Raw genomic sequence first — 23,509 nt, 5'->3', positions numbered from 1 at the left:
AAAATAATCAGCTAGCTTACGTAATAGGGTTAGTTGTATCTTTAAAAGCTTTGATGGTATTTACAATATCTTGAGTGTCCTATGAGGCTTGAGTAATCTAATAGTCTGAAGAAAGCGTTGCCAGTAGATAAAGCAATGAGTCTAACATAGATGAGAGAGTTTCTGATTCGCTCCATTAACTCGTCTTGCATAGATAGGGATTAGCTTAGCTCCAGTTCCATGATTAAAGAGAGAAAGTGAAGAAGAAATCCACTTAGCTAAAATTTCATTTTGCCAAGAAAGATGAAACGTTTTAGATGAAGCATTAGGGACTACCTCTCTCCCTAACATCTACAACCCATTTTGGTATTTTCCATTGTATTCTGATCTTAGGTTAATTAAGTAATTCTTCACGAAGTCATGAAGGAATAAATTCAAGAGAGATGCAGATACATATTTGTTTGACTTACTAGGCAAGACAGGGTTTCTCAGCATCCTCAAACCTTCCGCTAAAACCTCAAACCTTTTATCCCGACAAAGAATATCGTAATTCCATTTGTGTCAATAAAATAAAGGTAATAAAACGCGTAAGGGAATTCCTTATTGTCCTTGCTCCGCTCATAAATTTTAGACAAATTATCTACTTCTCTCTTTCTATATTTACATTCTGTGGATAAGTCCTTAAAACCAAAGGAAGCGTTACTACCGTGTACTCTTTAGTAAGTGAGTGGAGTGTGGTCTGAAAGGATAAGTTTACGGTTAATCATACGCTAGAGAGTAGATAAAGGTCAACCAATAGGTTCATTTGCCCTAATTGACTTAATACAATGTCGTCCTTTCTGACACAAATGAAGCCATTGTTAGACCAAGTAATTCTCTTTATCAAGCTAGCATAGGCTTTCTCGTTATAGCTAGAGGTGTACTCTTCCTCTCAAACCTCTGGAGTGAGCAAGACCTTTCCCTCATCATATATCACAACCCTGTTGTTGTGGTAGAAAGTTAAGTCCTTATACCTAGTGAAGGAGTGGCACACATTCCTTAACTTCTCCTCGTGGAACTTATCGTCGTCATCAAGGAGGCAGACTATGCTTCCTTTTGATTCCTCAGCTCCTACCTTTTGCACGCCTCCTGACTTTTCCTCCTCAGTATATAAGGACTTGACGTTTTTCTCCTCTATGAAACTGTCTATTTCTTGGTCCTCAAAGTTCTTCACCACGATTACCTCGTGCTTACTCCTGTCAAATTCCTGATTTAGTGCAGAAGTTATTGCTTCCTTCAAGAATTTCCTCCTGTTATGAGCAGTGATTATAACTGAAATTACAACATCATCTTTTTTTATTTCCACATTAAAAGTAGAAGATATAAGTTTTTAAGTTTTCTAGTAAACTTTATTAGACTCAAGTCCGTCTAATTATGGATAGTTTTTTAACTTACAAATGTAAACTTTGAATTGGCAAGAACTTTAAGCTTTCTCTCGTTTAAGATTTTATACTGATGTCATATGAATTTTAAACTTCGTATTAAAGTATTTGAGGAAACATTTTAACTAGTTACATCAGTTAATAGCAATGGGGCAATTTCAGCAAGCACTAGGTCTTCTCAACCGCGTTAGAACCTATCAAATGGTATGTAAAAACTGGCTCAGCGTGCTTCAGCAAGTGAGAAAAGGTAGTAAGCAAATTTACGTAGAGCTTAAGGACGGTAGCTCAGGAATTTGTAGTTTAGAGTACGTCAAAAGATTAGTTAATTTAGTGCAGGTCGATCCAGTTCGTTTTAATTCATACATGTTTTACATTCAAGGTGATGAAGTATATTACGGATCTGATAATATAGATACTAGCTCAATCGGTAATACACTACTCATCACTAGTGGTTAGATTGAGAAGAACAACTGTTGGTACTACCCAAAATACGACGTAAAGTTCCTGAAAGGACATGAAGTTGCTTTATTTGCGATATTAGTACAAGAACAATCCAACGTGGACGTTAAAGGCATGGAAGTAGTGGACGTAGGTGCTTACATAGGTGATACAGCTGTATTTTTTGCGGTGAAGGATGCAAAGAGGGTTATAGGGTTTGAGCTTCTCCCCTCTGTGTATAAGGTAGCACTAGAGAACGTTGAGCTGAACGGGCTAGAGGACAGGGTCGCACTAATTAATGCAGACGTAGGGTCAAAAGACGGTACAATAAAAGTACCTTCAGTCATTGATTTAGACAAAAGCGGAGTTTTTCATGTTACTGATGAGGGTGACATAGAGGAACCATTATACCCCCTAAAGAGGGTGAGGGAGCTTGTTAAAGACCCCTATTTGCTGAAGATGGACTGCGAGGGGTGGAGGTTGACGTCATAATGAACAGCGATGAAATAGGGTTTGAGAAAATAATCTTTGAACACCACGCCTTCATGACGGGAGTTTCGTACAAGAAGTTGATTAAAAGGCTAAGGGAGGAAGGTTATAAGTGTACGGTTAGGGAGACTGAAAGAACGGCTGGCGTAAGTTATTTAGGAATTTTTACACATAAGAAAAGCAATAGCCTCATCGTTTTATCTCTCATTCTATCTCTTTAAGCATTTCCACCCAGTTATCAACTATTATCTCCTAGTCGTGCATTTTAGCGGTCTCAAAGCCGTTCCTTACAAGTCCTTCTCTTAGATTCTCGTTCTTTATTACCTTCTGTATCAGTTCTGCCAGCCTCCAGGAGACTGTGTATCATCTATTAAAGCATTGTATCCATTGACTGCGTAAGCCCTGCTGCCCGCGTTATCTGTTATCGCTACTGGAGTTCCACAAGCCATAGCTTCAAGTGGAGTTAGAGTATAGTCCTCTAACTTAGAGGTGAACAGAAATACTGAGGCACTATTGTATAGTTAGACCAATTTCTCCTGGCTTACAAGTTTATACGCTTCGTACTTAAAGCGGATCACGCTTCTGAACTTCTCTAACGCTTCGTAATCTATTAAGATCGGAGTAAAATCTAGATACTTAGACAAAAGGTTTAGTGTGCTTATTGCCACTTCAGCTCTTTAGTGGGATCTAGTCTCAGGATTGCCATGACCTTCACGTCGTCATTATCCCTTCTTCTTGGTTTGAAAAGCTGAGTATCTATACCTGCCCTGACTATGAATAACTTCATTTTCCTTTTTACGGTCTACTTAACTAGGTTTGCCTCTATTTCCGATAGCGCAATGTAGTAATCATAAGGCGTAAAAAAGATAAAGATACCACCTTATGTTTTTACTATACAAGTAAGTGTACTCTGGCCAGTATGAGGATGGCATACTTCTTGTACTTCTTTGACGTAAAACTCCAGATGTAAGCCTTGGGAGTACCAGTTATTGTTAAATCTGACTCCGGGATTATCTTGCTCATGTCTTCGTCTGCGTTAATTTCTACTCTTTTGCCAACTACTTTACTAAAAAATGTCGAAGGTATAAGATAGTAGTCAAACCCTTTATCATGTTTTATTTGCTTATATTTTAACTGCAGAAACTTTGAAACAATCTTAAGGAATTTAGGTTCACTAGACTATAATATCTCTACTTTTTTTGGATAGAACCAGACTTCTTGACCTGACGTTACAATCTTTACGTTATATCCTTTTCTTGCTAACTTATTTGAGATCTCTAGAATGCAATAGTTCCCACCCGTAAGAGGAATACCGCCCATCCAAACGTTATTTCCATCTTCAAGTAAAGACGAAAATTTAGTATTTATGTCTTCCTTCTTATTATCAATGACACAACAGTTAACACTACGGATGAGAGCAACAACGTCATGGGCAAAATAGGATAGCTTACTTTAACGTTTCCTTGACTAGAGCTAATCGTAATAATCTTATACTCATGAGCCATAGGAAATGTTATGTTGATAACTTCATGAAGTGAGGAGACCTTCAATGATATACTGCCTTGACTTAAATTATTTGTATAGCCTGAATTGTATTCTTTACCGTTAACGTAAACTACGTAGGGCTGATGTGACAAGGGAGAAGATAGAGTAAATCCTAAAGGCATTATCAAGGTGTTAGGCGTGTCCGTCCTTATTCCTACATAAGAGAAGCTCCAAGGTACAGTGGTCAAGTAGTTTATTACAAATTCCTTACCATTTATAAACATATCTTTTACAAATGTGTAGCCATTATGTTCCTCAGAAATTACTGTATAGTTTACTAGGGTACTAACGTTAAGCCAATTGTCTATAAGTGTACCGTAATAAGGCAAAGAAGATAAAGGGTAATACCAGCTCCCATTAATATGATAAGATAACTTCCCAGCAAAGGTAATAAGTACTGAACTAAAGTTACTTTGATCTCCATCAGGTAAGGGTGGTTTAAAATTACCTCCATAAAGTACAATCCCTGGATCATTCCCATAGTTAGTATGGTACTCACCAACAAACGTTACGATTAGTTCTGTTGTATTCCTAGATATGTTAGCTGGAAACAACAAATAGCCACCATAGGGAGAAGCCCCAGTGTAAGCATCTTCACTACCGTTGTGAATGACCTCTACGCCAGAGGAAATTATTGGAAAGTCCGTGGAGTTGATGCGATTGTTCAAGAGCTGGAAGTGTATGGTGATCTCTTGCCCTAAATATGCGCTACTGGGGTAATTAACTACTACAGTAGAGGACAGCGTAGTTATACTGCCAACAACAAGCAGTAAGAGGAGAAAGGGTAAGATAAGCCTCATTTTAGATAAACTGACTAATGAGATTATTAAAGTTTTACTATAAAAAGGACAACAAATTTAACGAGAAGATAGCTTTAGTCAAAATCCCCGTTTTGCGTAAGCTAAAACAAATGACAAAGGAAGGACAAACCTCGCAGGACTGGGAGGAGGTCAGATAGCACTTTAGAGGGTGAGGAATAGCTATGTGTGAAACACAGCTTTAGTAATGGAAAGCCTTAAAATCACTGAAATAGAATACGGCGAGCGAATGAACCCGGTAAAGAACTGGCTTAAGTCCTTGAGCGTGACCACGGTCAACGTGATAGTGGCACTGGTCTTCTTCGTCATTACAGCCAGGATTACTAACCCACAGTTCTTTGGTAAAGTGGCAATCATACAGCTACTGGAGGTCATCGTCTTCACGGTCTTCTTCTTCATCCCTAATGCCATGGTCACTAGGGAAGTGGCGTACGCTTACGCTAAAAATGAACATAAGGCCTACGTTGCGAAGTTCCTAGCTATACCCTTCCTAGCTATACCCTTCCTCCTCGTCTTACTCCTGTTCCCGACTTACGTGGGGTTGGCCATCCCTTACCTTTTCCTTTACTTGTTTGGAGCTGTCCAGTCATCAATAATGCTGGGTATGGACATGTTCACTGAGAACGCCATAACGGGAATCACATTCCTCATCATTAGGTGGGGAGTAGCAATAATAGCAGTACTACTACACGATATCTACATGTTTATAGGTATATGGACTGTAGGCGGAGTGGTCTCAGTCTCCCTCAACTACATCTTCTTGACGAGGAGGTTAGGGGGGCCTATCGCCCCTCACTTCGACTTCTACTTCTTGGGGAGAGCGTTTAGGGGGGGGCTACCCTTGTTCCTCTCCAGTTCCGCTTCATTCTTGTCCTCACAGGGGGACAGGGTTACTACTGCTTACCTCTTGGGCTCTTATTACTTAGGGGTCTATCAGTTCTCTGCTTTGGTCGCCTCAGTGCCCTTAACGTTCTTAAGCTCCCTGTCTAACGTCATTTTGCCCGCTGCGTCCTTCTACAAGGCCCTAGGTAAGGACGAGAGGAGGATGAGCTCTATATCATTTAGGGTTATATCTTTCCTTACTTTGCTTGTAATTGTGTTGTCTGTACCTTTAGGTGAGATAATGATTTCACATCTCTTTCCGGAATACGCTCCTGGTATCCCAGCCTTCGTCCTATTGTTCGTAGCCTCTGTTTTGGCTTTCCCAATTGGCTCTTTAACTAACTTCATTATAGCCTTCAAGAGGGACTTACGACCGTTCCTCGTCCTCATCCTTTTAAATGCCTCAACGGTCTTGTTCACTTCATTTTTGCTCATTCCTAGGATTGGGATAATTGGTGGGGCTATCTCTCAAGTTATTGTGGCGATAGTGAGCTCTCTCTTTACTATTTTTTACGCTTTAAGGACTAAGGTCTTCTTTCCGACTCTCAAGGACTACGTGGTCCTATCTCTCTTACCTTTAGTCGGGGTTTACGAGGTCTTTATAGACCCTAAGTGGTTAGATGTAGTGCTCTTCTTGGCCTTGCCTGTCATTTTCAAGTTTTTGGGAATAATCGAGAGGAGCGACGTAGAGTTAATAAGGGGTTTCCTACCTAGAAGGTTAATGTTTATATATCAAGTTTTGAGAATTTTGAGCTAGAGTAGGACTAGGTGGTCTCGTCCGGGACGTCCGTGGTTCCACCCTGCTAACTGTGGCACTACAGTACGGAGCTTAAATTGTTAAAGATTTTATCTAAAGATGAAAATAATAGTCCTTTGTTTTTTCTTTTCCCTTTTCATCTTTATTTTCTTATTTAATTCAAAGTTCTCTTCATGACGGCTCTGGTATTGAGCAGTTCCATTGGCATCTAGGTCCAGTGTTATGTTTAAAGTTACAAAGTAGGGAAAGCCTCACAGGGCGGGGATGAGAAAGGGTATAAATCTTTTTATACTCTATTTATTGAAGAAGGGCTAAAAAGAGTGGGAACGCCAGAGCTACAGTCAATGAGATCTAACACCGCCCCTTTGCTCAGCATAATTGAAAGGAATGAAAAACGCTTACGTTTCGTTCTCTCTTGGTTGAGAGATACGCGAAAGATGTTCTTGAAAGACACACAAAGGTACTTACGAAACACCAAGGTGGTCTGGTCTACCGTCTAAAGTCGCTCAAGACTGCTATAGGGATGCGATCGCAAAGTATAAGTCCTGGTTAAACAGCCCATGTGGTAGGTACTCGAGTGACGCAACGTCTCTGTTTCGTTGACCCCAACCCTATCGTTTTCAAATGAATTCGACAAGATGAGCGTAAGGGTAGCAGGAGTTGGCGAACTGTCAATAGAAGGCTACCCGAGAAACCTGTCAGGATACAATGACTGGGAAGTGAGGGAGGCTAGGTTGTCGCTGAGGGATGGAAAATGGTACTTGAAGGTCCCCTTCCTCAAGGACTGGAAAGGACCAGGAGTTAAGGACGGCGTCGTAGACAACATCATAGCTGAACTCGTACTAGATAAAGGGGGCGAAAAGTACGTCAGGGTACCGACCAGACTAGAGGACGCCCACTACTATAAATGATTAGTTGAGTCGCTACAGAAGTACGAGAAGAGGTGGAAAGAGGACAGAATCCTTAACAAGATAAGGTAGTGCCACAGGAAGGTTAGGGACACCTTAGAGGATCCCTTAAGAAAAGTTGGGGAGCGGTCGAAGTTCCTAACTCATAGGACGTCTCGTATCTTCCTTGAGACCTCAACGACCTCATCAGAAATGTGAAAGATACACCCTGGGTCCAGGGACAAGCTTTACCCTATGCAGTACCGTAGACTGTAGTAGGATTGAACGGTAGTTTAAAGACACGGGTTCAAGGTAGTCTACGTTGACCCCAGCTACCCCTTACATCTTGTCCTAAGTGCGGTCACAAAATGGAAGAAGCCTCCTTCATGGCGGGGAGGAAGTCAGGAAATAAAAAAAGAAGGATATAGGTACTTCCGCTGTCCATGTGGTTATGAGGACCATGACGTCATCCCAATAGTGAGCTTTGGGTTCCCTTCCCTCATCACGCCCCACACAAGAGATGTATACCCTAACTGATGGGGGATCACGTATAGTAGGGAGCTAGAAAAAGAATGACAAGTCTAGTTCTCTTTATAAAGGAGAGCAGTCGTTACTGTCCATGGTTTTCGCCTTTCTTATTATCGCTCTGCTGTAAGCTAAAATTTTATTAGTTAAACTGTTAGCATGATGCCGTGAGAGAAAAACATGGTCTGATAGAGCTTTTGGCTGTTTCGTTGTTCGGTATCTCCTTACTGCACTTTGAATATTTTCTCCCTCTCTCTTTAATACTTGGGGGCTTCCTCGTACTAAAGAAAGAATGGAAGGTTCTTCCTGTCGTGTCGGGATTAGCTTTTCTCGTCTCTTTCCTGTTCCCCTTCGTAAGGGAAAACGCTGTGTTTTTAACTTTTCTCTTCCCTTTGACGCTTTTGTCAAAATATGACAAGGCTATAGCTTCGGCCCTGTTTTCTCTGAGCGTGGCCTTCCTCCCTTTTGGACAGTTTGATTACTATGTCCTTTCCTTGGTCTCAATACTCCTCATAGGGTTGGACTATAGGGGGACCATAGTCTCTGGGGTCTTGCTTCTCCTCATCTCAGCCCTTGGGGTGGACTACGGGGACCTTGCGTATTTCTACTTGTTGTTTGGTGTAGTCAGTGCCCTCCTTGAGCCCAGGGTTAAGATAAGGAGGGAGCACTACCTCTCCTTGGGCTCCGTAGTTTTCCCCTTGGTACACTTAACCCTACCTTCAGTCTTGCTCTCTATAGGTCTCGGTATGTTCTTCCCGTTCTCAATAGTGGTCTCAGGGTTGATGTTCTACACTGAGGGGGTAAAGTACGGCCTGTACTTAATCCCAGTGGCCGTTGTCCCGTACCTGTTGAGGAGGAAGGGGGTCCTGTCATCCACGAGGGTTCTGACATCTTCTTTGTTAGCTATGGGGGTAAGTTCGTTCTCTTACTTTTTCCCTCCGGCCTTTGTATTCCTCTTCCCCCTCTACAAGGTGGAGAAGAGGGCGCTTTTAGTCTCTTCAGTGACCTTTCTGTTCCTATCAATTTACTTGTTCGTGAACGGTATTTATGATGTTTTATTTGTTTCAGTAATATCTTCAATAGTGTCTTCAATAGTTTTTCTTTCCTCTAGGTACGTCTTCAGAGTTATCCCGTTCATTACGAGGGACTATATGCGGTTAGCGACCTACGCCGTAGTGGGGGTCACTGTAGTGTCTACAGTGTTGGTACTGTTTTATTATTACTACACCTTAGCCTACATAGCCTTTGCGCTGTCCTTGGCCCTGTTCACCCTCTTGAACTACAGGGAGGATTACCTCCGTTTCCTTTTCCTTGTCCTGCTCTCCCTCCTCCTGAGGTACCCCTACATACCCATCAGTGGGTACAAGTTAGTCAGTAGGCTAAACATCCTGGTCGTCTTAGTACCTATTCTGGTCGCCGCACTCCACCCGACCCTAGAGCTTTCCGTGACCTCCCTCTCCTCTGCAATAGCCTACTTTCTCCAGAGGTTCAAGGTACCGACCATATTCTCCTACGTGCCCCCAGCGACTGTCCTGTACCCTTACGCCCTTCTAGGTGTGGAGGTATACGGTGTCCACGTCCCCTTAGGGGTGCTCTTGCCGATATCCGTCTTTGTTGTCGGGTACCTGCTGGGGAGGAGGCAAGAGTTCCTGGGACTGATGTATGAAATTAGTCTAGCCCTGTCCATAGCCTTCGTCCTAGGTTTAGCAAAAACTTGATAAAAGACAAGGAAAACCCCGCATGGTGGGGAGGCCAGTCATGGTCTTAAGGTCCTTGACCTGATGGCAAAGCGACGGGGAACGCGACGGGAAACCGAAAAGCATTTTTATTTTCTACAGATATCAAACGACATGAAGACCCTGATACTGGGCGCCTCTGGGCAGCTGGGCATCGAGCTCTCCAGCCTCTTCCCAGAAGCCATAAGGACTTACTCTTCCTCCGAAGTCCCAGGCGGGGTCAAACTAGACGTCACTGACTTCCAGGTACTTGAGGACTTTATACTCAAGGTGAGGCCGGACGTAGTGGTGAACGCCACAGCCTACACGGACGTGGACGGCTGCGAGAGGGACAGGGAGAGGGCTATGAAGGTCAACTCTGAGGCGGTGAGGCACGTGGTCAGGGCCTCCAGGGTCGTGGAGGCTTACCTCCTTCACGTGAGTACGGACTACGTCTTTGACGGTGGGAAGGGGATGTATGCCGAGACCGACCTCCCCGACCCGGTGAACTACTACGGCCTCTCCAAACTGGTGGGGGAGGCCTACGCCCTCTCCTACGACGACTCGCTCGTCGTGAGGACCTCTGGGGTGTTCAGGCACAAGGGCTTCCCCGTGTACGCCTACAACACACTTAGGAAAGGTGGCGAAGTCCTGGCCTTCAAGGGGTACTACTCCCCAATCTCAGGCAAGTTGCTGGCTGAGGCCATAAAGGAACTGGTGGAGACCAGGAGGACGGGCGTCATACACGTCGCTGGAGAGAGGGTCTCGCGTTACGAGCTCGCCCTAAGGGTAGCTGAGGCTTACGACCTGCCTAAGAACGTGAAGGAGGTGGACGAGGTGAGGGGTTGGGTGGCGAAGAGGCCCTTCGACTCCTCCCTGGACGTGAGTAGGGCGAGGAAGTTGGTATCAGTGGACTTCTACTCCCTAGAGGAGAACCTGAAGCACATGGTGGTAGCATGAAGGCTGTTATCCTACACGGGGGGCAGGGTACTAGGCTCAGGCCCTTGACCCACACGGGCCCTAAGCAGTTGATAAAGGTAGCTGGGAAGCCTATCTCCCAGTGGGCCCTGGAGCAGGTAAGGGACGCTGGGGTAAAGGACGTCATCCTCATCCTGGGCGACAACGTGCCCAACAAGGTCGTGGAGTACTACGGCGACGGTAGCCGCTTCGGGGTCAGGATAACCTACGTCTACCAAGGGAAGGCCAGGGGGCTAGCCGACGCGGTCTACAGGGTCAGGGGACTGGTGAAGGGGGAGAGGTTCCTGGTCTACCTAGGGGACAACGTGGTGAACTACGACTTGGGGAAGTTCGCCTCCTCCGGGTCTAACGCGTCCATCCTCTTGGCGAAGGTCCAGGACCCCTCCCGCTTTGGGGTCGCTGTGATAAGGGAGGGTAAGCTCGTCAAGTTGGTGGAGAAGCCAAAGGAGAGGATATCCGACCTAGCCCTAGTGGGGGTCTACAGCTTCGATGACAACGTGTTCGACGTGATAGAGGGGCTGAGGCCGAGCTGGAGGGGGGAACTGGAGATAACCGACGCGATCCAGGGCCTGGTCGACAGGGGGCTCGAGGTGAGCTACGACGTAGCCGACGGGTGGTGGAAAGACACGGGGACGCCCAAGGACATACTGGAGGCCAACGCGTTCCTGCTCGACGCCAAGGTCTCGAGGAGGGTGGAGGAAAACGTGAGACTAGTCAACTCCAGCGTGGAGGGGAGGGTCTACCTAGGTAGGAACGCCCTCGTCCAGAACTCGGTGGTCAGGGGACCAGCGTACGTGGGCGAGAACACCGTGGTCAAGGACTCATATGTGGGGCCCTACACCTCAATAGGGGACAACTGCGTGGTGGAGGGGAGCGAAGTGGAGCACAGCGTGATCCTAGACAACGTGAAGGTGGAAGGAGGGGTCTTCTTGATGGACTCGCTGATCGGTAACAACGCGGTGATAAGGAAGGGGAACAGGTGGCACAAGCTGGTCGTAGGTGAGAACTCATGGATAACCTTGTAGTCCTTGGAGGGGCTGGCTTCATAGGCTCAGCCTTCGTGAGGGAGGTGAACAGGAGGGGGGTCACCCCGACAGTGTTTGACGCGTTGACCTATGCGGGTAGGACGGAGAACTTGGTGGGGACTGGACACGCGTTAGTGAGGGGGGACGTGAGGGACCCCCAGGCGCTGGACAAGGTGCTCTCCGGGAACGTGGACGTGGTGGTGAACTTCGCCGCTGAGACGCACGTGGACAGGTCGATCTACTCCCCCAGGGGGTTCGTGGAGACCAACGTCTTAGGCGTGTTGAACGTGCTGGAGGCCTCAAGGAAGTACGACTTCAAGTACGTCCACGTGTCCACGGACGAGGTCTACGGGGATGGAAGGTGCGCAGACGAGGACGCGGCACTGAACCCCTCCTCGCCCTACAGCGCCTCAAAGGCGTCAGCGGACCTCTTTGTCAAGGCCTACGTAAGGACTTACGGGGTGAAGGCGATTGTGGTGAGGCCCTCCAACAACTACGGCCCCAGGCAGTACCCTGAGAAGATGATTCCGAAGGTGATAATCAGGACGCTTTCGGGGCTCCCGGTCCCAATTTACGGCGACGGGAGGCAGGAGAGGGACTGGATCTACGTCGAGGACACGGTCAGGACCATGGCTGACGTGATGGAGGGGTCAGCCAGATGGGGAGGTGAGGTGTACAACTTACCCGGGGGACAGCCCGTCACGAACCTGGAGCTGGTGAGGACCATAGGGGAGGTGATGGGTAGAGAGGTGAAGGTGAAGTTCGTGGAGGACAGGCCCGGCCACGACAGGAGGTACTGCATGGAGCCTTCCTTGGAGTACAAGGTCATGCCCTTGAGGGAGGGGCTCTCAAGGACTGTGGAGTGGTACCTACAGAACAGGTGGTGGTGGGAGCCACTGCTGGACGACAAGTTCTTCAGGGATGAGGCACCCTGGAGATGAGGGAGGGGTGAGGTCATGCCGTTCACGTTCAAGCGCTTGGAGGTCCCGGAGGTCGTCCTGGTAGAGGCGAGGCAGTTTTCGGATGAGAGGGGGCACTTCGAGGAGCTCTACAAGAGGAGCGACTTCAGGGGGTACGTCCCCTGCGACTTCGTCCAGGTGAACCACTCCTTCTCTAGGAGAGGGGTACTGAGGGGGCTCCACTTCCAGCTGAAACCAGTACCACAGGGGAAGCTGGTCTCTGTAGTCTCTGGGAGGATATATGACGTGGCTGTTGACCTTAGGAGGGGGTCGCCTAGTTACAAGAGGTGGGTCTCCGCTGAGCTGACCCCTGGAAAGCTCTTGTGGGTACCCGCTGGTTTCGCCCACGGCTTCCTGGCCTTGGAGGACTCGCACGTGGTCTACTTCGTCACAAGGGAGTTCTCCAAGGAGCACGACTCGGGCATACGCTACGACGACCCAGAAGTAGGGGTGGAGTGGCCTAGGGTCGAGGGGCTGGTCCTCTCGGAGAAGGACAGGGGACTGCCACTCTTGAGGGACTCCAAGGCGAACTTCGAGTACGGAGACGGGCTCTGTTGAGGGATCACGTCCTTCCCGAAATGTGACCCTTTCCCCATAGCTGAGTGCATGTGATTTCCTAGTCCGCGCACGAAGGTGAAAGATATACGATATTGGGATCTGGGCATCCTTGACCGGTAGATACCCTGCCCCTCTCGACCTCAGACTTCTGTATGGTAAAGGGACGGCAAACCTTGCAGGAAGGGGAGGAGGCCAGATTCATGCATTGGAAGTTGGTTGTAGAACGACTACTTTGACCAAAAGAAGTTCCTTATACCTAGGAAAGACTATAGGGCTCTGCTGGGGCTGATTTGGGGTGAGGTAAGGGTAGTCAAGACTTAGGACGGTGCCCACATGACACCCTACACGAGGTAGGAACGGTCGTGAAAGTAGGGAAACTGACGAAGTTAGGGCAGCAGCTTACCTTCGGTCTACGTCATCATAACAATTGAGAGACAGAACCAGGCCCGGTACTTAGCAACCTGCCTAGCCAAGAGTATACGGCTGAGCTAAGAGACGTGTCGAGCGGTCTAGATTGATGAAGGGGTTAGTCTACTTTCGGTAAAGTCTCTGTATAGTGTAATACGAAATTAAGCGCATAAAAGCATTCTGTGCCCAATATTTATTTCATGATAACGTTCGAGAGGTTTAGGATCACGAGCCTGATAAATTGTTTAAAAAAGGAGTATCCTGAAGAGGTGGCCCACGCTTTAGCTTTTATAATTACGGCACAGAGAGGAGAAGACATAAGTGGTTTTGAGCCGACTAATGACGGTGTACACTACGTGGACTACATAAGAAATTTTGACCATTCCAGTCGAGATCAATGTGTTAACGTTAATGCGGATCCAACATTTATCGAGAATACAGCTAGGAGTACAGCTAGGAAACTTTGGTATAAATTAGCAGGTGATAAAGTTGATTTTAATCGTGATGAGGAAGATCTTATAAAGATCTTAGAAAAATATAAGTGAAAAATGATGAGTATTATAGTATGTCAGTAGGCAAGCACATAAGAGACCCCATTTATGGGTATGTAAAAGTCGAAGCCAGCGATTTAAACTTAGTAGATAGTCCCCTTTTTCAGAGGCTGAGATACATTAGACAAAACGGTCTTGCATATTTAGTCTTCCCATCAGCGACTCACTCAAGATTTGAGCATAGTTTAGGTGCACATCACGTTGCTAAACTCATGTTGGAGAAATTGAGAAAGAACGGTTTCGTAAACGATGATCAACTGAATGAAATTAGCAGGTTAGCTTTAGTTCACGATATAGGTCATTTGCCCTTCTCTCATACCTTTGAGCACTCTCTAAAATTCCTTCAATATATTGATGAAAGAATGTATAGAGACTTTATTGGAAATCAAGTTAATGCTAAATTTCACGAATTAATAGGAGTTAATGTCCTTAGAAATTGCGTTGGGGAGGAAGGACTGGCTAAGCTAATGGAGGAGATTTACGTTAAAAAAGAAGCATCTAAACAGTTGGTAAAGGCTGTAATCAGCTCTACCTTGGACGCGGACAGGCTGGATTATTTGCAAAGGGACTCTTATTATTTTGGCGTCAAATACGGAGAGATCTCTCTAGATAGAATTATTGAAGTTATGGAAATCGATAGAAATGGGAATTACGTGTTCCGGACAAAGGGGAGAGACGACCTGGAGCACCTCTTAATGGCGAGGTATCACATGTACAGCGCTGTATATAACCATCCGGTCAAGGGCATTTTTGACACAGCTCTTGCCTATACTTTAGCGAATATGATTGAAGATCAGACAATACCTGTTGAAGGCGTGAAGGACTGTGAAAAATTTTTTAATTTAACTGACGATTACGTCCTAAGTAAGCTGAGAGAGAAAAAAGACCAAGATGGAATTTATAAGAATTTTTATGATATATTACTGAAGAGGAAAAAATATAAGAAATTCATCCTTGAAGACACCCATGCCGATACATTTGCTAGTACTATGGAGAATAAAGAGGAGGAAGAGAAGTTGTACAATTTTATAATCACTTTAAAAGGCAACTTATTGGTCTACATAGCGGACGTTGATATGCCCATAGATAAAGTTAAACTTTCGATCGGTAACGGAGAGATCAATTTAAGTAATACCAATGCCAGTAAATACGTTAACGTGCCATCACTGAGACGTAGGATAATTATCGGTTATACAAAGGATGACTATTTCAATGATTTTGAAAAAAAGTTTTTGAAAAAATAAAGTGTTACTCAGATAAACGGGCTCTATATTTCAAAATCTCTACTCCATATATGAAATATCTTTATTAACTCTAACCAGTCCTATAGGTCTGGGGTATCGGTCGAGGACTTATCAGACGAGATAACTAAAATAACTCCGAAGATGGTATGTTAAAAACCACTCCTACGATCAATACTTTTCCACTTGAGCAAAAGCGGTCCACACTAACGCCCTCCCATACCCGTTATAGCCTCGACATCATCAGGGTGATTGTACGACAGTACCTTCTCCTTTTTTCGTGATGATTATAAATGGAAAAGGAAAAACCCGCGTTTTAAGGCTTGGTAAGGTTTTTAACTCCTTTTTCCGTGGCACTGACTTATGGTCAACCCCAAGAATATGAGGAGCTGGAGCCGATCTCTTCCGCGATACTTGAAGGGAGTCTCCACGCTGTAACTGTCTGGTCTTCCCCTAGATGGGCACAGCTGAGGAAACTGAGGAATTTAGGAGACGCCTCATCTAGACTATACAACGGGGTAAACTACGAGAGGGGACAACAGTCCTTCCAACAGATGGGAGTAGAATTGAAGGGTACATGGGAGAAATACACGGGGATACAATAGTGTCTCGGGCTCTGCCAACACACAAGCCGTACTGCAGGAGTACAATGAGGCTCGGTCTTCCCTCCTCTTGTCGTCGAAGAATAAAGACAGTCTACTGCCCTTCATCGATCACGTATCGCTACCGGGTCACTGGGAAGACAGGGGAAGAGGAAGTTAATCTCGTAGCTAGCCAGGACCGCCACGGAGTAGACTAGGAAAGACACTTGCCCGTTCTGAAGGACTGGAAGATGGAGACGCCTTTTACAGGGAGGTTAAGGTCTGCCACTCAAGGTAGGCTAGAGGTACACATGGACCACAAGCCCTACTCACATATACCAGTCGACCTAGGGTCAAAACAAAGAAGTCTGGTAAGCCCACGACGGAGTCCCTCATAGTCCACGGTGAGAGGGACGGATAAAATAGCCTCGCCTAAAGGTAACAACGTAGCCTCAATTGAGCTAGGTGTAAACATGTTGGGTACAGTTACCTTGAATGACGGTACCGTGGTGCCCTACCTGGCTCTACCGTAAAGGCGGACTTCTACTTCCAAAAGGAGGTTGCTGAGTTAGATTGGTTAAGGGCTGAAGCAGAGAAAGTCAAGAAACGGAGCTAGGGAAGTGCCAGGAAGAAGGGAAAGAGGCTATAAGGGACTAAAGGCCCCTTCACTACTACAGGACTTTGGCCTCAGCTCGCTAAATCGTTATCCCGCACAGGACTTAGTCATGAAGGAGGAAACTGACTCAACTTCACTCGTCCAGGGTCTGACGGAAGGTGTTCCGATGAGGCGAGAATAAGTAGGATATAGGACTTTAGAGGTCTAAGGTAGCCTACACTGACTCCACCACGTCACCATCATGGGCAGGGAAAAAGTCCTCCGCGGACACTGTTAGTGAAGTACGGAACTCCAGAGTGAAGGGCGTTACTCTTCTTTTGTGAATGTTCAACCCATCTCTAAACATTTGACGTGACTTCTCCAGACCGCATACCCTCGGCCTGTGCTGCGCGAGTAGAGTATGACCACCCAGTCCACATGACAAGGGGAGGCATGCCCTACCTTCCCCCGCTTTCTACACCCTACGGTTGCGCTTTACTCCTTTTACGTCCACGTTAACATGACGTCCCCAGCCCGTAGTCAACTCTCGTTTTGCAGCTCTATTGTCCAACTGTGGAGGACGTACCCTAAGCTCACATCACCGTCGACGTCATTGAACTCCATACCGACCTGGACCGCGTCCAAGTAGTAGTCGCTAGCGTTGACCTTCTGGAAGACCTTATGGATGAAGGGGAAGGACCCCACTATCATGGAGGACAGGGGTACCGTGACGTTACCCTCCAACTGGTCCTGGCTCAGGAAGTATACCCCTATCCATCCGTTTGCAGAACCTGTGTGGGGGAGGACGTACACTGAGAAGTTTTCCTCTAAGACCGTGTCGTTCACCACTAGCCTCTCCGTCACGTTTCCGACGTAGAGGAAGTATTTGGACGGAGTCTCGTTATGGTAGAGCCAGACCATGACCTCCACGTCAGGGTACTGCAAGTAGGTCGCGTTGGGGTCAGTCGTTAACCACACGTCATACGAGAAGTCGTCCACCACTCCCCAACGGTCTAGGACGGAGTAGGAGAGGGTCGAGGAAAAGTTTGGCAGTTCACCCAAGGCCATGGGCAGGGGGAGTGAGCTGGAGGTCAAGGACTTTCCAGCGAAGGGGAACCAGAGCTCCTGACCGTACATGACGCCAGGGTATCCGTCCACTGGTATCGAGGGAGACACCTTTTTGAAATCAGTGAAGTTTACCCAGACCTCGAGGGAGCTCCCCACGTAGGTCAGGTTAGCGTCACCCTTTGCTACCTTGAGGTTCCATAGGAAAGGAGAGAGGAAGAGGGACCCATTCGGAGTGTAGACCTCGGCCAAGGCGTACTTGCTGTCGCTTTGGTACCTCCCAATGACGGTGAACGTGCCCCCTAGGTTAGAGAGGTTCAACACGTCCTTGCTCCCAGTACCTGAAGTCGTCCCAGTACCCTGGGAGGTCACTTGGGGGTACCTGTCCGTCACATTACTGCTCCTAGGGTTAGTCAGGTGGACTAGGTAACTGTGGAGGAAAAGCACTCCCAGGAGAAAGGCCACTGCGAAGCCAAGTCCCAGAGACTTCTTGAGGTCCACGATATACTGTTACCCCCAGGTGTAATAAGTCTGACCTCCTTCCCACCCTAAGGGGCGAGGGTTCCACCGAGGTCTAAGGTGTTACTCCCCTTTATGGCAATTACTCCGTTCGGCGTTACAAGAAAAGAGAGAGATTTTTTCAGTATGTTAATGACTTTCTTTATCCCCAGTTTCATCATGTTTAAAGCTCCGTTAACGTCACTGTGGAGCTTGTGACCTAAAGGACAATTAACTGCTCCCCTAAGGCTTCCTCTCAACGACAACGTTATAAAAGGCATAGACCCTTGAAGTATTATACCCAATGTTTGAAGTGAGCTAGTTTCTTAAATAGTCCTTCCCTTTCTCTCAACACTTCCTCCCTAGCTTCAGTCTGGACTTTCTCTGCCTCAGCCTCTAGTCTGTCTAGCCCTGCAACCTCCTTTTGGAAGTAGAAATAGTCCGCCTTTACGGTAGGACCACGGTAAAACAGAACAACACCCTCGTCTACGGTAACAGTTGCTAACATGTTTATACCTAAGTCAATTGAAGCTACTCTGTTATCTTTAGGTGTCTCTATCTGTATCTTATCCCTCTCACCGTGGAATATGAGGGACTCCGTCGTGGGCTTACCAGACTTCTTTGTAGTAACCCTACCTACGTCGACCGGTATATGTGCGTAGGACTTGTCGTCTATGTGTACCCTCTAGCCTACCTTGTACAGACCACCTTAACCTCCCCGCAAACGGTATCTCCATCTTCCAGTCCTTAAGGACGAGCACACGTTTCTCTTCGTCAATTTCATAGCGGTCTTGCCTAACTTACCGGTAAAAGCACTTCCTTTAGTCACAGAGACGGTGAGATTTTAGAGAGCTTGATGAAGGAGGCTGAAGAAAAGAACTTTCAAATATTAGTAAATGAAAAAAGTTGCTAGAAATCAAGCGAAAGGCATATCTTACATCGATTTAGTATGTTATCAATATAGTACGGGCCTGAGTTCAAGTAACTTGATATATTGACATTGGTTTTAATGTCTCTTCGCTACAAGCCTCGACAATGCTATTATCTTTAAACCTTTCTAGGATATCCCTTACACTATCAACTCTCTCACATTTAACTTTCACAATTGAGCCATCAACTCGGACGTAGAGATTAACGATCATGTATTCTATAGGACAAAAGTTAAGGAGCCAGTTAAACGAATCTATTTTTCCCCACTTATTAGATTAATGAGAAAATTATCATAGAATTCCTACGACAATAAATTATCTAAAATATGATTTAGAGATTGGCGGACTGACCTCCATTCAGCCTTGAAAGGTTAGGCTTTCCTCACTCTGTTTTTTATGATAATGCACTCGTTACAAAACTCTAGACAATGATTACTTGTAGCCTCTTACAAGTGAGAAAACTCTAAAATTCAGAGGGATTGATCTCTCCTCTACACTCGAGTGATCTGAACCGACTTATTATTACGATATAAACAAAGTAATTGTATATTTAAAACATTTTTAAAAACTGTTATCTAGTAATTCGCACCAAGTTGATCGAAAGATTTTTATATTCTAAACAAAATATTGTAAATATGTGTGCTGACCTAGTTGACATAGACTATGCCTCGCCCGAAACTTGGGATCGATATATAAGAGAGGACATAATGAGGGTTTATAACGTCACGTCAAAGGTCCTCAACTTATTTCAGCAGGCTGAGAGGTATGCTAACTCAACTTATGATAAGCTAGACGGTAATCTGAAGAGGATACTTCTAGGGGGAGTTATAAGAGAAGAAGATGGGTCCTTTGCCTACACAAGAAACAGTAGTGCAGAGTTTTATGCTGATATTTTTGGCTTAAGAATGGATTATAATGCTTATCTACAATCCCTTCAGCTAAATACTCCAATTTCCATTAGGCTAATGGTAACGGAACCAATTAAGGTGGGATCTTCTCATAAATCAATAAGAGATTACGTTAAAGATATGAACGATTTGGCTAGGAGAACCATAATCTCTAGTGGCTTCACTCCATCTAGGGAAGTAGAAAACGTTTCCCTAGGTGATTTAGATAGAGTTTTAAATACATTTAAAGAGCTATTTGAGTCTTTGGTTAACTTTTCGTCGGTCTATAATCCAAGGACATTCTTTATAACTTCCCTAACTGGCGACACGTTTAAGGCGTTTTTAGAGGCTTACGGTAAGCTTAATAACGAGAACGTCAGGGATAGGGTTTTCAGGAGGTTCGGGGTAGTTCGTCTAGCGGACTTCTTAAGAGATGAAAAATATGCAATTTTTGGGTACGCAAATAACTCTTTAGGTCGCTACATTACTGAGCTTGAAAAAATGGTGTACGACTTTTTACACAAATTTAAACCAGAATTTATAAGGATGGATCGAGATATAGCGAGCGACTACAAGTCTTTACTCAGTAGCTACCTTACGTCAACGACTTTGGGCGAAGTACTAGATTTCTCTTGGTGGGGCTCAATTAAATGTGTAATACCAATATCAAATCTCCCATCAACAGTAACGTGTGATAACACCTATAGCCCTGGCTATTATAAATATAGAAGTAGGGAATACGCCCTTATAGAAATGTTTGAAGAGTTTTCAATCCCCCTCTTACTCTATTATGATCTAGAAATCGAAAAATACAGTGACTATGTAGTATGGTTAAGGCCAAAACGTGAAGTCAATACGTAAGGTGATGATATAGTGGAAAAGAAAGAGGAGAAGAAAAACTTAACCGCTGAGGAAAGTAGAAGCTATTACACTGAGGCTAAGGGGGACGTCGAGGATATAGTGGAGACTCCCCCTCAAATTAAGGTTGAAAACAGAAGCGTTATGTCTCCTCCGCCATCTATAATGAAAGCCCCAGCTAACGTTGAGGAGCCCAAATCCCGGTTGAGGAAGACTGTGATCAAAACCCTGTTGTTCCCTGGCCCTCCAGTAGTAGGCGTCTCAAGCCAACACACTGATAACTACTTGACAGCCTCAGTTACCTCGCAGGGGCATACTACAGCTATAACACCCCTTTACTTCCCCTCTCCACTCTCTGTAACAGTCTTACAGCTTGACTTAAAAGACTACTTAACAGCTAAAGTTAGCAAGAACGTAGAAATGATACAGCCTTTACAGTTCCCAACAACGTCACAAGTTATACTCAACCCCCTCGATGCTGAGGTCTACCTCGAAGTTAGGGAAAAGTACACTTTGGAGTTTACGCCCTCGGAAGAAATTGCTACTCAATCCAACCTTCAAGTAAGTGTTTCCTCTCCCCAGCCAAAGACGAACATTTACATCAAGAGCTCTGTCTACGATGACTTCCTTAGTCAGTTCTCAAGCCTGTTAAAAGCCTCTGGAGTGAACATTGTTGTGTATGACGAAATGAAGCCTAAAATAGAGGACTCCCTGGTAAGTTTAGGAACGGAAATAGCACTCATCAACGGATTTAAGGTAGAACCGCAAGAGATATCTACGAAAAACCCGAGTAGCATACCGTTATTGGGGAGTGCAGGAGTGTTCAAAGTAGACAAGTCTCTCTGCGATGTAAAGGACCGTAAAGAACTGATTAATCAGATTGAGAACTTACTCACGAAGATTATGGGTTATCAATTCTCAATACAAATAGTTCCATCTTGTTTCTACAGTCAGTATCTAATAAACATAGGTGGAAAACCAAACAGAATATTTGTTGACGAGGACGTACTGAAGCACCTTTCAAACATGATCAGACATAAGTTAGTTTCCACTTATAAGGTTAACAAAGACGTGATACAGAAGCTAGCTTTTGGTGCTTCAGGGTTACAGCTTGACTTCCCGTCATATGATGCTCCAGCAAACTTTAAGAGTCCTTTTACGACAATACTTGACGATGCGCAAAACTGGCTCACATTAAATTACCCTAACTTAGATAAGTCATCACCATCAGGTGGACAGGAGGGCGAGTACCACAGAAAGATGAAGCCAGTGGTGATAAAGCACTTATTAGAAAACCTAAAGATAGACCCTAATTCTATACACATGGAACAAAAGGTCCATGACTGTGGAGTGCCTGATATCTACTTTAACGACAAAAACGGCAAGGTAATTGGAGTAGACGTTAAGGCGAGCATGGGTAAAATGCCTAGAGACGAGATAGATGAGGCATATAATAAGTATGAGCAATGTTCAAATGAGGTGTGGGTAGTCTTAAGACCTTTACCAGCCCTGTTGGATTTGAATGGTATAATAGGGAAGTATAAAATATATAATAAGCTCAGAATATTTATACCTGCAGTGTGTGAAGGCAACAAAATATCATTGCTACCTCTAGAGGAGTTCGTAGACAAGATGGAAAAATTACAGACTTGTTGAAAGAAATACTTTCTGCCTTTTTGCCTTTACAGCAAGAAATTAACACTATATTTTGATTAATATGCATTAATTATCACTATGATTCAATTTTCAACTTGTAGACACTGACTTCCTCCCTGCCATGGCGAGGGTTCCCCTCATCGGCTCGGGGCTATATCTCTCATGTGGGGGCAGTCGAGAGGGAAGAGGACTCCATATAAGTTCATGACTGAGATGACGTCGCAGTCGTCCTCATAACCACACTGACAGCGGAAGTACCTATGTCCTACTTCCTCCATCTCTTTACCGCATTTAGGACATGAAGTAGAGGAGTAGTGGGGGTCTACGTAGACTACCTTTAGTCCGTGTTTTTTTAGCTTGCGACTCAACCCAGTACTGGAGCCTACGGTAATGCATGAGGTAGAGTTTATCCCTGAACTTAGATGGTAGGTCCTTCACCTTGATGAGGTCGTTAAAGTCGTCTAAGAAGATGACAGAAGTGTTAAGCGAGTTGGCGACCTTTACGACCCACTTCCCGACCTTCCTTGCTGAGTCCTCCAAGATTTTCCCAGCCTTTTTATGGTACGACCTTATCCTGCTAAGGATCCTATTCTCCCTCCACCTCCTCTCATACTTCCTCTGTGGTCACTCAACTGGCGACTTGTAGTGATGGGCGTCACCTAAACGGGTCGGGACACCGACGTGCTTATCGTTATCTTTGCTAACAACTACCTCAGCTATGTTTACGTCTACAGCTACTTGATCCTTAGCTCATGGTTCTTTCCACTCGTTAAGAAGGGAGACCTTCAGAAACGCTTTTCCGTCCCTCGGCAACAGCTTAACCTCCCTCACTTTCCAATCCTTGTACCTAGACAGGTCCCTCGGTTAGCCTAGTATTAGTAACTTACCGACTCCTGCTATCCTCGCGACCATCTCGTCGAAGTCAATAGAATATGACCGTACTGGCGTTAACCAGACAGAGGCCTTGCATACACTAGGCCTACCACGTTTAGGGTTCTTCAACCAGACTTGTACTCCGCTATGCCATCTCTAAACCTGTCCATAGTTAACTTGGAGGTAGGTTCAACTCCTCTCTCAGAGTCTCGTAAGCACCTTTGTATGTCTTTTAACAACTTTTTGGCCTGTTCTCCCTTGACCAACCTAAAACGAAACGTAGACCTCTCTCATAGTTTGAGACAAGGGAAAGCAGAGGAGCGGTGGGGGAAATCTTCATAGAGAGGGTGGCTCTGATTTCTTTCCCACTCCTTTTACCCCCTTCTGTTCA

The 23,509-nt window shown here is 45.4% G+C and carries 25 protein-coding genes and 1 pseudogene; 16 read left to right on the top strand and 10 right to left on the bottom strand.

Annotated elements, in window-relative coordinates:
• Positions 1–910 precede the first annotated feature (910 nt).
• A complete protein-coding gene (locus GWK48_RS11040) occupies positions 911–1,324 on the bottom strand; it encodes a glycosyltransferase family 2 protein (protein ID WP_174632258.1) in 414 nt (137 codons plus the stop codon).
• A 223-nt stretch (positions 1,325–1,547) separates the two neighbouring features.
• Here GWK48_RS11040 and GWK48_RS11035 point away from each other — a divergent pair, with 223 nt between their 5' ends.
• From GWK48_RS11035 to GWK48_RS11025, 3 genes are all read left to right on the top strand, one after another.
• Positions 1,548–1,856, top strand: a complete 309-nt coding sequence (locus GWK48_RS11035) for a hypothetical protein (protein WP_174632256.1) — start codon at positions 1,548–1,550, stop codon at positions 1,854–1,856.
• Between the two features lie 117 nt (positions 1,857–1,973).
• The gene (locus tag GWK48_RS11030) at positions 1,974–2,330 is read left to right on the top strand and encodes an FkbM family methyltransferase (protein ID WP_174632254.1); all 357 of its coding nucleotides are present in this window, start codon (positions 1,974–1,976) and stop codon (positions 2,328–2,330) included.
• Positions 2,330–2,548: a hypothetical protein gene (locus GWK48_RS11025; RefSeq protein WP_174632252.1), complete on the top strand. Its 219-nt coding sequence runs from the start codon at positions 2,330–2,332 to the stop codon at positions 2,546–2,548. Before GWK48_RS11030 ends, GWK48_RS11025 begins: the two co-directional genes overlap by 1 nt.
• Before the next feature lie 111 nt (positions 2,549–2,659).
• On the opposite strand, the gene GWK48_RS11020 is transcribed toward GWK48_RS11025, so the two are convergent.
• The 5 genes from GWK48_RS11020 to GWK48_RS11010 all read right to left on the bottom strand — a co-directional run bounded on the left by GWK48_RS11020 (position 2,660) and on the right by GWK48_RS11010 (position 4,672).
• Positions 2,660–2,824, bottom strand: coding sequence for a glycosyltransferase (locus GWK48_RS11020; protein WP_246263954.1), 165 nt, complete (start codon positions 2,822–2,824; stop codon positions 2,660–2,662).
• 24 nt (positions 2,825–2,848) lie between these two features.
• Positions 2,849–2,995: a hypothetical protein gene (locus GWK48_RS11015; protein WP_174632250.1), complete on the bottom strand. Its 147-nt coding sequence runs from the start codon at positions 2,993–2,995 to the stop codon at positions 2,849–2,851.
• Complete coding sequence (locus tag GWK48_RS11735; RefSeq protein WP_281359974.1) at positions 2,986–3,114, bottom strand: hypothetical protein; 129 nt, start codon at positions 3,112–3,114, stop codon at positions 2,986–2,988. The genes GWK48_RS11015 and GWK48_RS11735 overlap by 10 nt, the downstream gene beginning before the upstream one ends.
• Positions 3,115–3,218: 104 nt before the next feature.
• Entirely contained in the window at positions 3,219–3,350 is a 132-nt protein-coding gene (locus GWK48_RS11730; RefSeq protein WP_281359972.1) for a hypothetical protein, read from the bottom strand.
• A 341-nt stretch (positions 3,351–3,691) separates the two neighbouring features.
• A complete protein-coding gene (locus GWK48_RS11010; protein WP_174632248.1) occupies positions 3,692–4,672 on the bottom strand; it encodes a hypothetical protein in 981 nt (326 codons plus the stop codon).
• A 247-nt stretch (positions 4,673–4,919) separates the two neighbouring features.
• Here GWK48_RS11010 and GWK48_RS11005 point away from each other — a divergent pair, with 247 nt between their 5' ends.
• The 11 genes from GWK48_RS11005 (at position 4,920) to GWK48_RS11725 (ending at position 16,290) form a co-directional block, all read left to right on the top strand.
• Positions 4,920–6,329 (top strand): oligosaccharide flippase family protein, encoded by a 1,410-nt coding sequence (locus tag GWK48_RS11005; RefSeq protein WP_174632246.1) that lies wholly within the window; start codon positions 4,920–4,922, stop codon positions 6,327–6,329.
• A 638-nt stretch (positions 6,330–6,967) separates the two neighbouring features.
• Positions 6,968–7,240 carry a hypothetical protein gene (locus GWK48_RS11000; RefSeq protein ID WP_174632244.1) on the top strand — a complete coding sequence of 91 codons (273 nt, stop codon included), beginning with the start codon at positions 6,968–6,970 and terminating at the stop codon, positions 7,238–7,240.
• Positions 7,241–7,908: 668 nt separating this feature from the next.
• On the top strand, positions 7,909–9,459 hold the full coding sequence (locus tag GWK48_RS10995) for a hypothetical protein (protein WP_174632242.1): 1,551 nt from the start codon (positions 7,909–7,911) through the stop codon (positions 9,457–9,459).
• Positions 9,460–9,591: 132 nt separating this feature from the next.
• Positions 9,592–10,416, top strand: coding sequence for an SDR family oxidoreductase (locus GWK48_RS10990; protein WP_174632240.1), 825 nt, complete (start codon positions 9,592–9,594; stop codon positions 10,414–10,416).
• Entirely contained in the window at positions 10,413–11,459 is a 1,047-nt protein-coding gene (locus GWK48_RS10985) for a glucose-1-phosphate thymidylyltransferase (RefSeq protein ID WP_174632238.1), read from the top strand. The genes GWK48_RS10990 and GWK48_RS10985 overlap by 4 nt, the downstream gene beginning before the upstream one ends.
• A complete protein-coding gene (locus GWK48_RS10980) occupies positions 11,444–12,400 on the top strand; it encodes a dTDP-glucose 4,6-dehydratase (protein ID WP_174632236.1) in 957 nt (318 codons plus the stop codon). The genes GWK48_RS10985 and GWK48_RS10980 overlap by 16 nt, the downstream gene beginning before the upstream one ends.
• A 15-nt stretch (positions 12,401–12,415) precedes the next feature.
• On the top strand, positions 12,416–12,976 hold the full coding sequence (gene rfbC / locus GWK48_RS10975; RefSeq protein WP_174632234.1) for a dTDP-4-dehydrorhamnose 3,5-epimerase: 561 nt from the start codon (positions 12,416–12,418) through the stop codon (positions 12,974–12,976).
• A 608-nt stretch (positions 12,977–13,584) separates the two neighbouring features.
• Positions 13,585–13,929 (top strand): hypothetical protein, encoded by a 345-nt coding sequence (locus tag GWK48_RS10970; protein WP_174632232.1) that lies wholly within the window; start codon positions 13,585–13,587, stop codon positions 13,927–13,929.
• Between the two features lie 20 nt (positions 13,930–13,949).
• A complete protein-coding gene (locus tag GWK48_RS10965) occupies positions 13,950–15,179 on the top strand; it encodes an HD domain-containing protein (RefSeq protein ID WP_174632230.1) in 1,230 nt (409 codons plus the stop codon).
• Positions 15,180–15,499: 320 nt separating this feature from the next.
• Positions 15,500–15,781 (top strand): hypothetical protein, encoded by a 282-nt coding sequence (locus GWK48_RS10960; protein WP_217451756.1) that lies wholly within the window; start codon positions 15,500–15,502, stop codon positions 15,779–15,781.
• Positions 15,782–16,161: 380 nt separating this feature from the next.
• Positions 16,162–16,290 (top strand): hypothetical protein, encoded by a 129-nt coding sequence (locus GWK48_RS11725; protein WP_281359971.1) that lies wholly within the window; start codon positions 16,162–16,164, stop codon positions 16,288–16,290.
• Positions 16,291–16,892: 602 nt separating this feature from the next.
• Here GWK48_RS11725 and GWK48_RS10955 read toward each other — a convergent pair.
• From GWK48_RS10955 to GWK48_RS11795, 3 genes are read right to left on the bottom strand one after another with little or no spacing between them, the layout of a single operon-like run.
• Entirely contained in the window at positions 16,893–17,918 is a 1,026-nt protein-coding gene (locus GWK48_RS10955) for a GH12 family glycosyl hydrolase domain-containing protein (protein ID WP_174632226.1), read from the bottom strand.
• Between the two features lie 47 nt (positions 17,919–17,965).
• Positions 17,966–18,220, bottom strand: a complete 255-nt coding sequence (locus GWK48_RS10950; RefSeq protein WP_174632225.1) for a hypothetical protein — start codon at positions 18,218–18,220, stop codon at positions 17,966–17,968.
• Positions 18,211–18,423, bottom strand: coding sequence for a hypothetical protein (locus tag GWK48_RS11795; protein WP_343043989.1), 213 nt, complete (start codon positions 18,421–18,423; stop codon positions 18,211–18,213). The genes GWK48_RS10950 and GWK48_RS11795 overlap by 10 nt, the downstream gene beginning before the upstream one ends.
• A gap of 1,056 nt (positions 18,424–19,479) precedes the next feature.
• On the opposite strand from GWK48_RS11795, the gene GWK48_RS10940 reads away from it, so the two are divergent.
• Together GWK48_RS10940 and GWK48_RS10935 are read left to right on the top strand one after the other, a co-directional pair.
• Complete coding sequence (locus tag GWK48_RS10940; RefSeq protein ID WP_174632223.1) at positions 19,480–20,592, top strand: hypothetical protein; 1,113 nt, start codon at positions 19,480–19,482, stop codon at positions 20,590–20,592.
• 12 nt (positions 20,593–20,604) lie between these two features.
• Complete coding sequence (locus tag GWK48_RS10935; protein WP_174632221.1) at positions 20,605–22,245, top strand: hypothetical protein; 1,641 nt, start codon at positions 20,605–20,607, stop codon at positions 22,243–22,245.
• Between the two features lie 137 nt (positions 22,246–22,382).
• Here the strand turns inward: GWK48_RS10935 and GWK48_RS11850 are convergent.
• A pseudogene (locus GWK48_RS11850) lies at positions 22,383–23,458 on the bottom strand (zinc ribbon domain-containing protein).
• Positions 23,459–23,509: the final 51 nt, after the last annotated feature.

The sequence above is a fragment of the Metallosphaera tengchongensis genome (genome assembly GCF_013343295.1).
GTDB classification, from domain to species: domain Archaea; phylum Thermoproteota; class Thermoprotei_A; order Sulfolobales; family Sulfolobaceae; genus Metallosphaera; species Metallosphaera tengchongensis.
This window is presented reverse-complemented; position numbering and strand designations above follow the sequence as displayed.

What these genes read in the sequence shown, in the direction of transcription:
- GWK48_RS11025 (WP_174632252.1), top strand. Translation starts at nt 2,330, where the DNA reads ATGAACAGCGATGAAATAGGGTTTGAGAAAATAATCTTTGAACACCAC.
- GWK48_RS11035 (WP_174632256.1), top strand. Translation starts at nt 1,548, where the DNA reads ATGGGGCAATTTCAGCAAGCACTAGGTCTTCTCAACCGCGTTAGAACC.
- rfbC (WP_174632234.1), top strand. Translation starts at nt 12,416, where the DNA reads ATGCCGTTCACGTTCAAGCGCTTGGAGGTCCCGGAGGTCGTCCTGGTA.
- GWK48_RS11000 (WP_174632244.1), top strand. Translation starts at nt 6,968, where the DNA reads ATGAGCGTAAGGGTAGCAGGAGTTGGCGAACTGTCAATAGAAGGCTAC.
- GWK48_RS11735 (WP_281359974.1), bottom strand. Translation starts at nt 3,114, where the DNA reads ATGAAGTTATTCATAGTCAGGGCAGGTATAGATACTCAGCTTTTCAAA.
- GWK48_RS10965 (WP_174632230.1), top strand. Translation starts at nt 13,950, where the DNA reads ATGTCAGTAGGCAAGCACATAAGAGACCCCATTTATGGGTATGTAAAA.
- GWK48_RS10980 (WP_174632236.1), top strand. Translation starts at nt 11,444, where the DNA reads ATGGATAACCTTGTAGTCCTTGGAGGGGCTGGCTTCATAGGCTCAGCC.
- GWK48_RS11030 (WP_174632254.1), top strand. Translation starts at nt 1,974, where the DNA reads ATGGAAGTAGTGGACGTAGGTGCTTACATAGGTGATACAGCTGTATTT.
- GWK48_RS10940 (WP_174632223.1), top strand. Translation starts at nt 19,480, where the DNA reads ATGTGTGCTGACCTAGTTGACATAGACTATGCCTCGCCCGAAACTTGG.
- GWK48_RS10970 (WP_174632232.1), top strand. Translation starts at nt 13,585, where the DNA reads ATGATAACGTTCGAGAGGTTTAGGATCACGAGCCTGATAAATTGTTTA.
- GWK48_RS10985 (WP_174632238.1), top strand. Translation starts at nt 10,413, where the DNA reads ATGAAGGCTGTTATCCTACACGGGGGGCAGGGTACTAGGCTCAGGCCC.
- GWK48_RS11010 (WP_174632248.1), bottom strand. Translation starts at nt 4,672, where the DNA reads ATGAGGCTTATCTTACCCTTTCTCCTCTTACTGCTTGTTGTTGGCAGT.
- GWK48_RS10990 (WP_174632240.1), top strand. Translation starts at nt 9,592, where the DNA reads ATGAAGACCCTGATACTGGGCGCCTCTGGGCAGCTGGGCATCGAGCTC.
- GWK48_RS11795 (WP_343043989.1), bottom strand. Translation starts at nt 18,423, where the DNA reads ATGTTAGCAACTGTTACCGTAGACGAGGGTGTTGTTCTGTTTTACCGT.
- GWK48_RS11005 (WP_174632246.1), top strand. Translation starts at nt 4,920, where the DNA reads ATGAACCCGGTAAAGAACTGGCTTAAGTCCTTGAGCGTGACCACGGTC.
- GWK48_RS11730 (WP_281359972.1), bottom strand. Translation starts at nt 3,350, where the DNA reads ATGAGCAAGATAATCCCGGAGTCAGATTTAACAATAACTGGTACTCCC.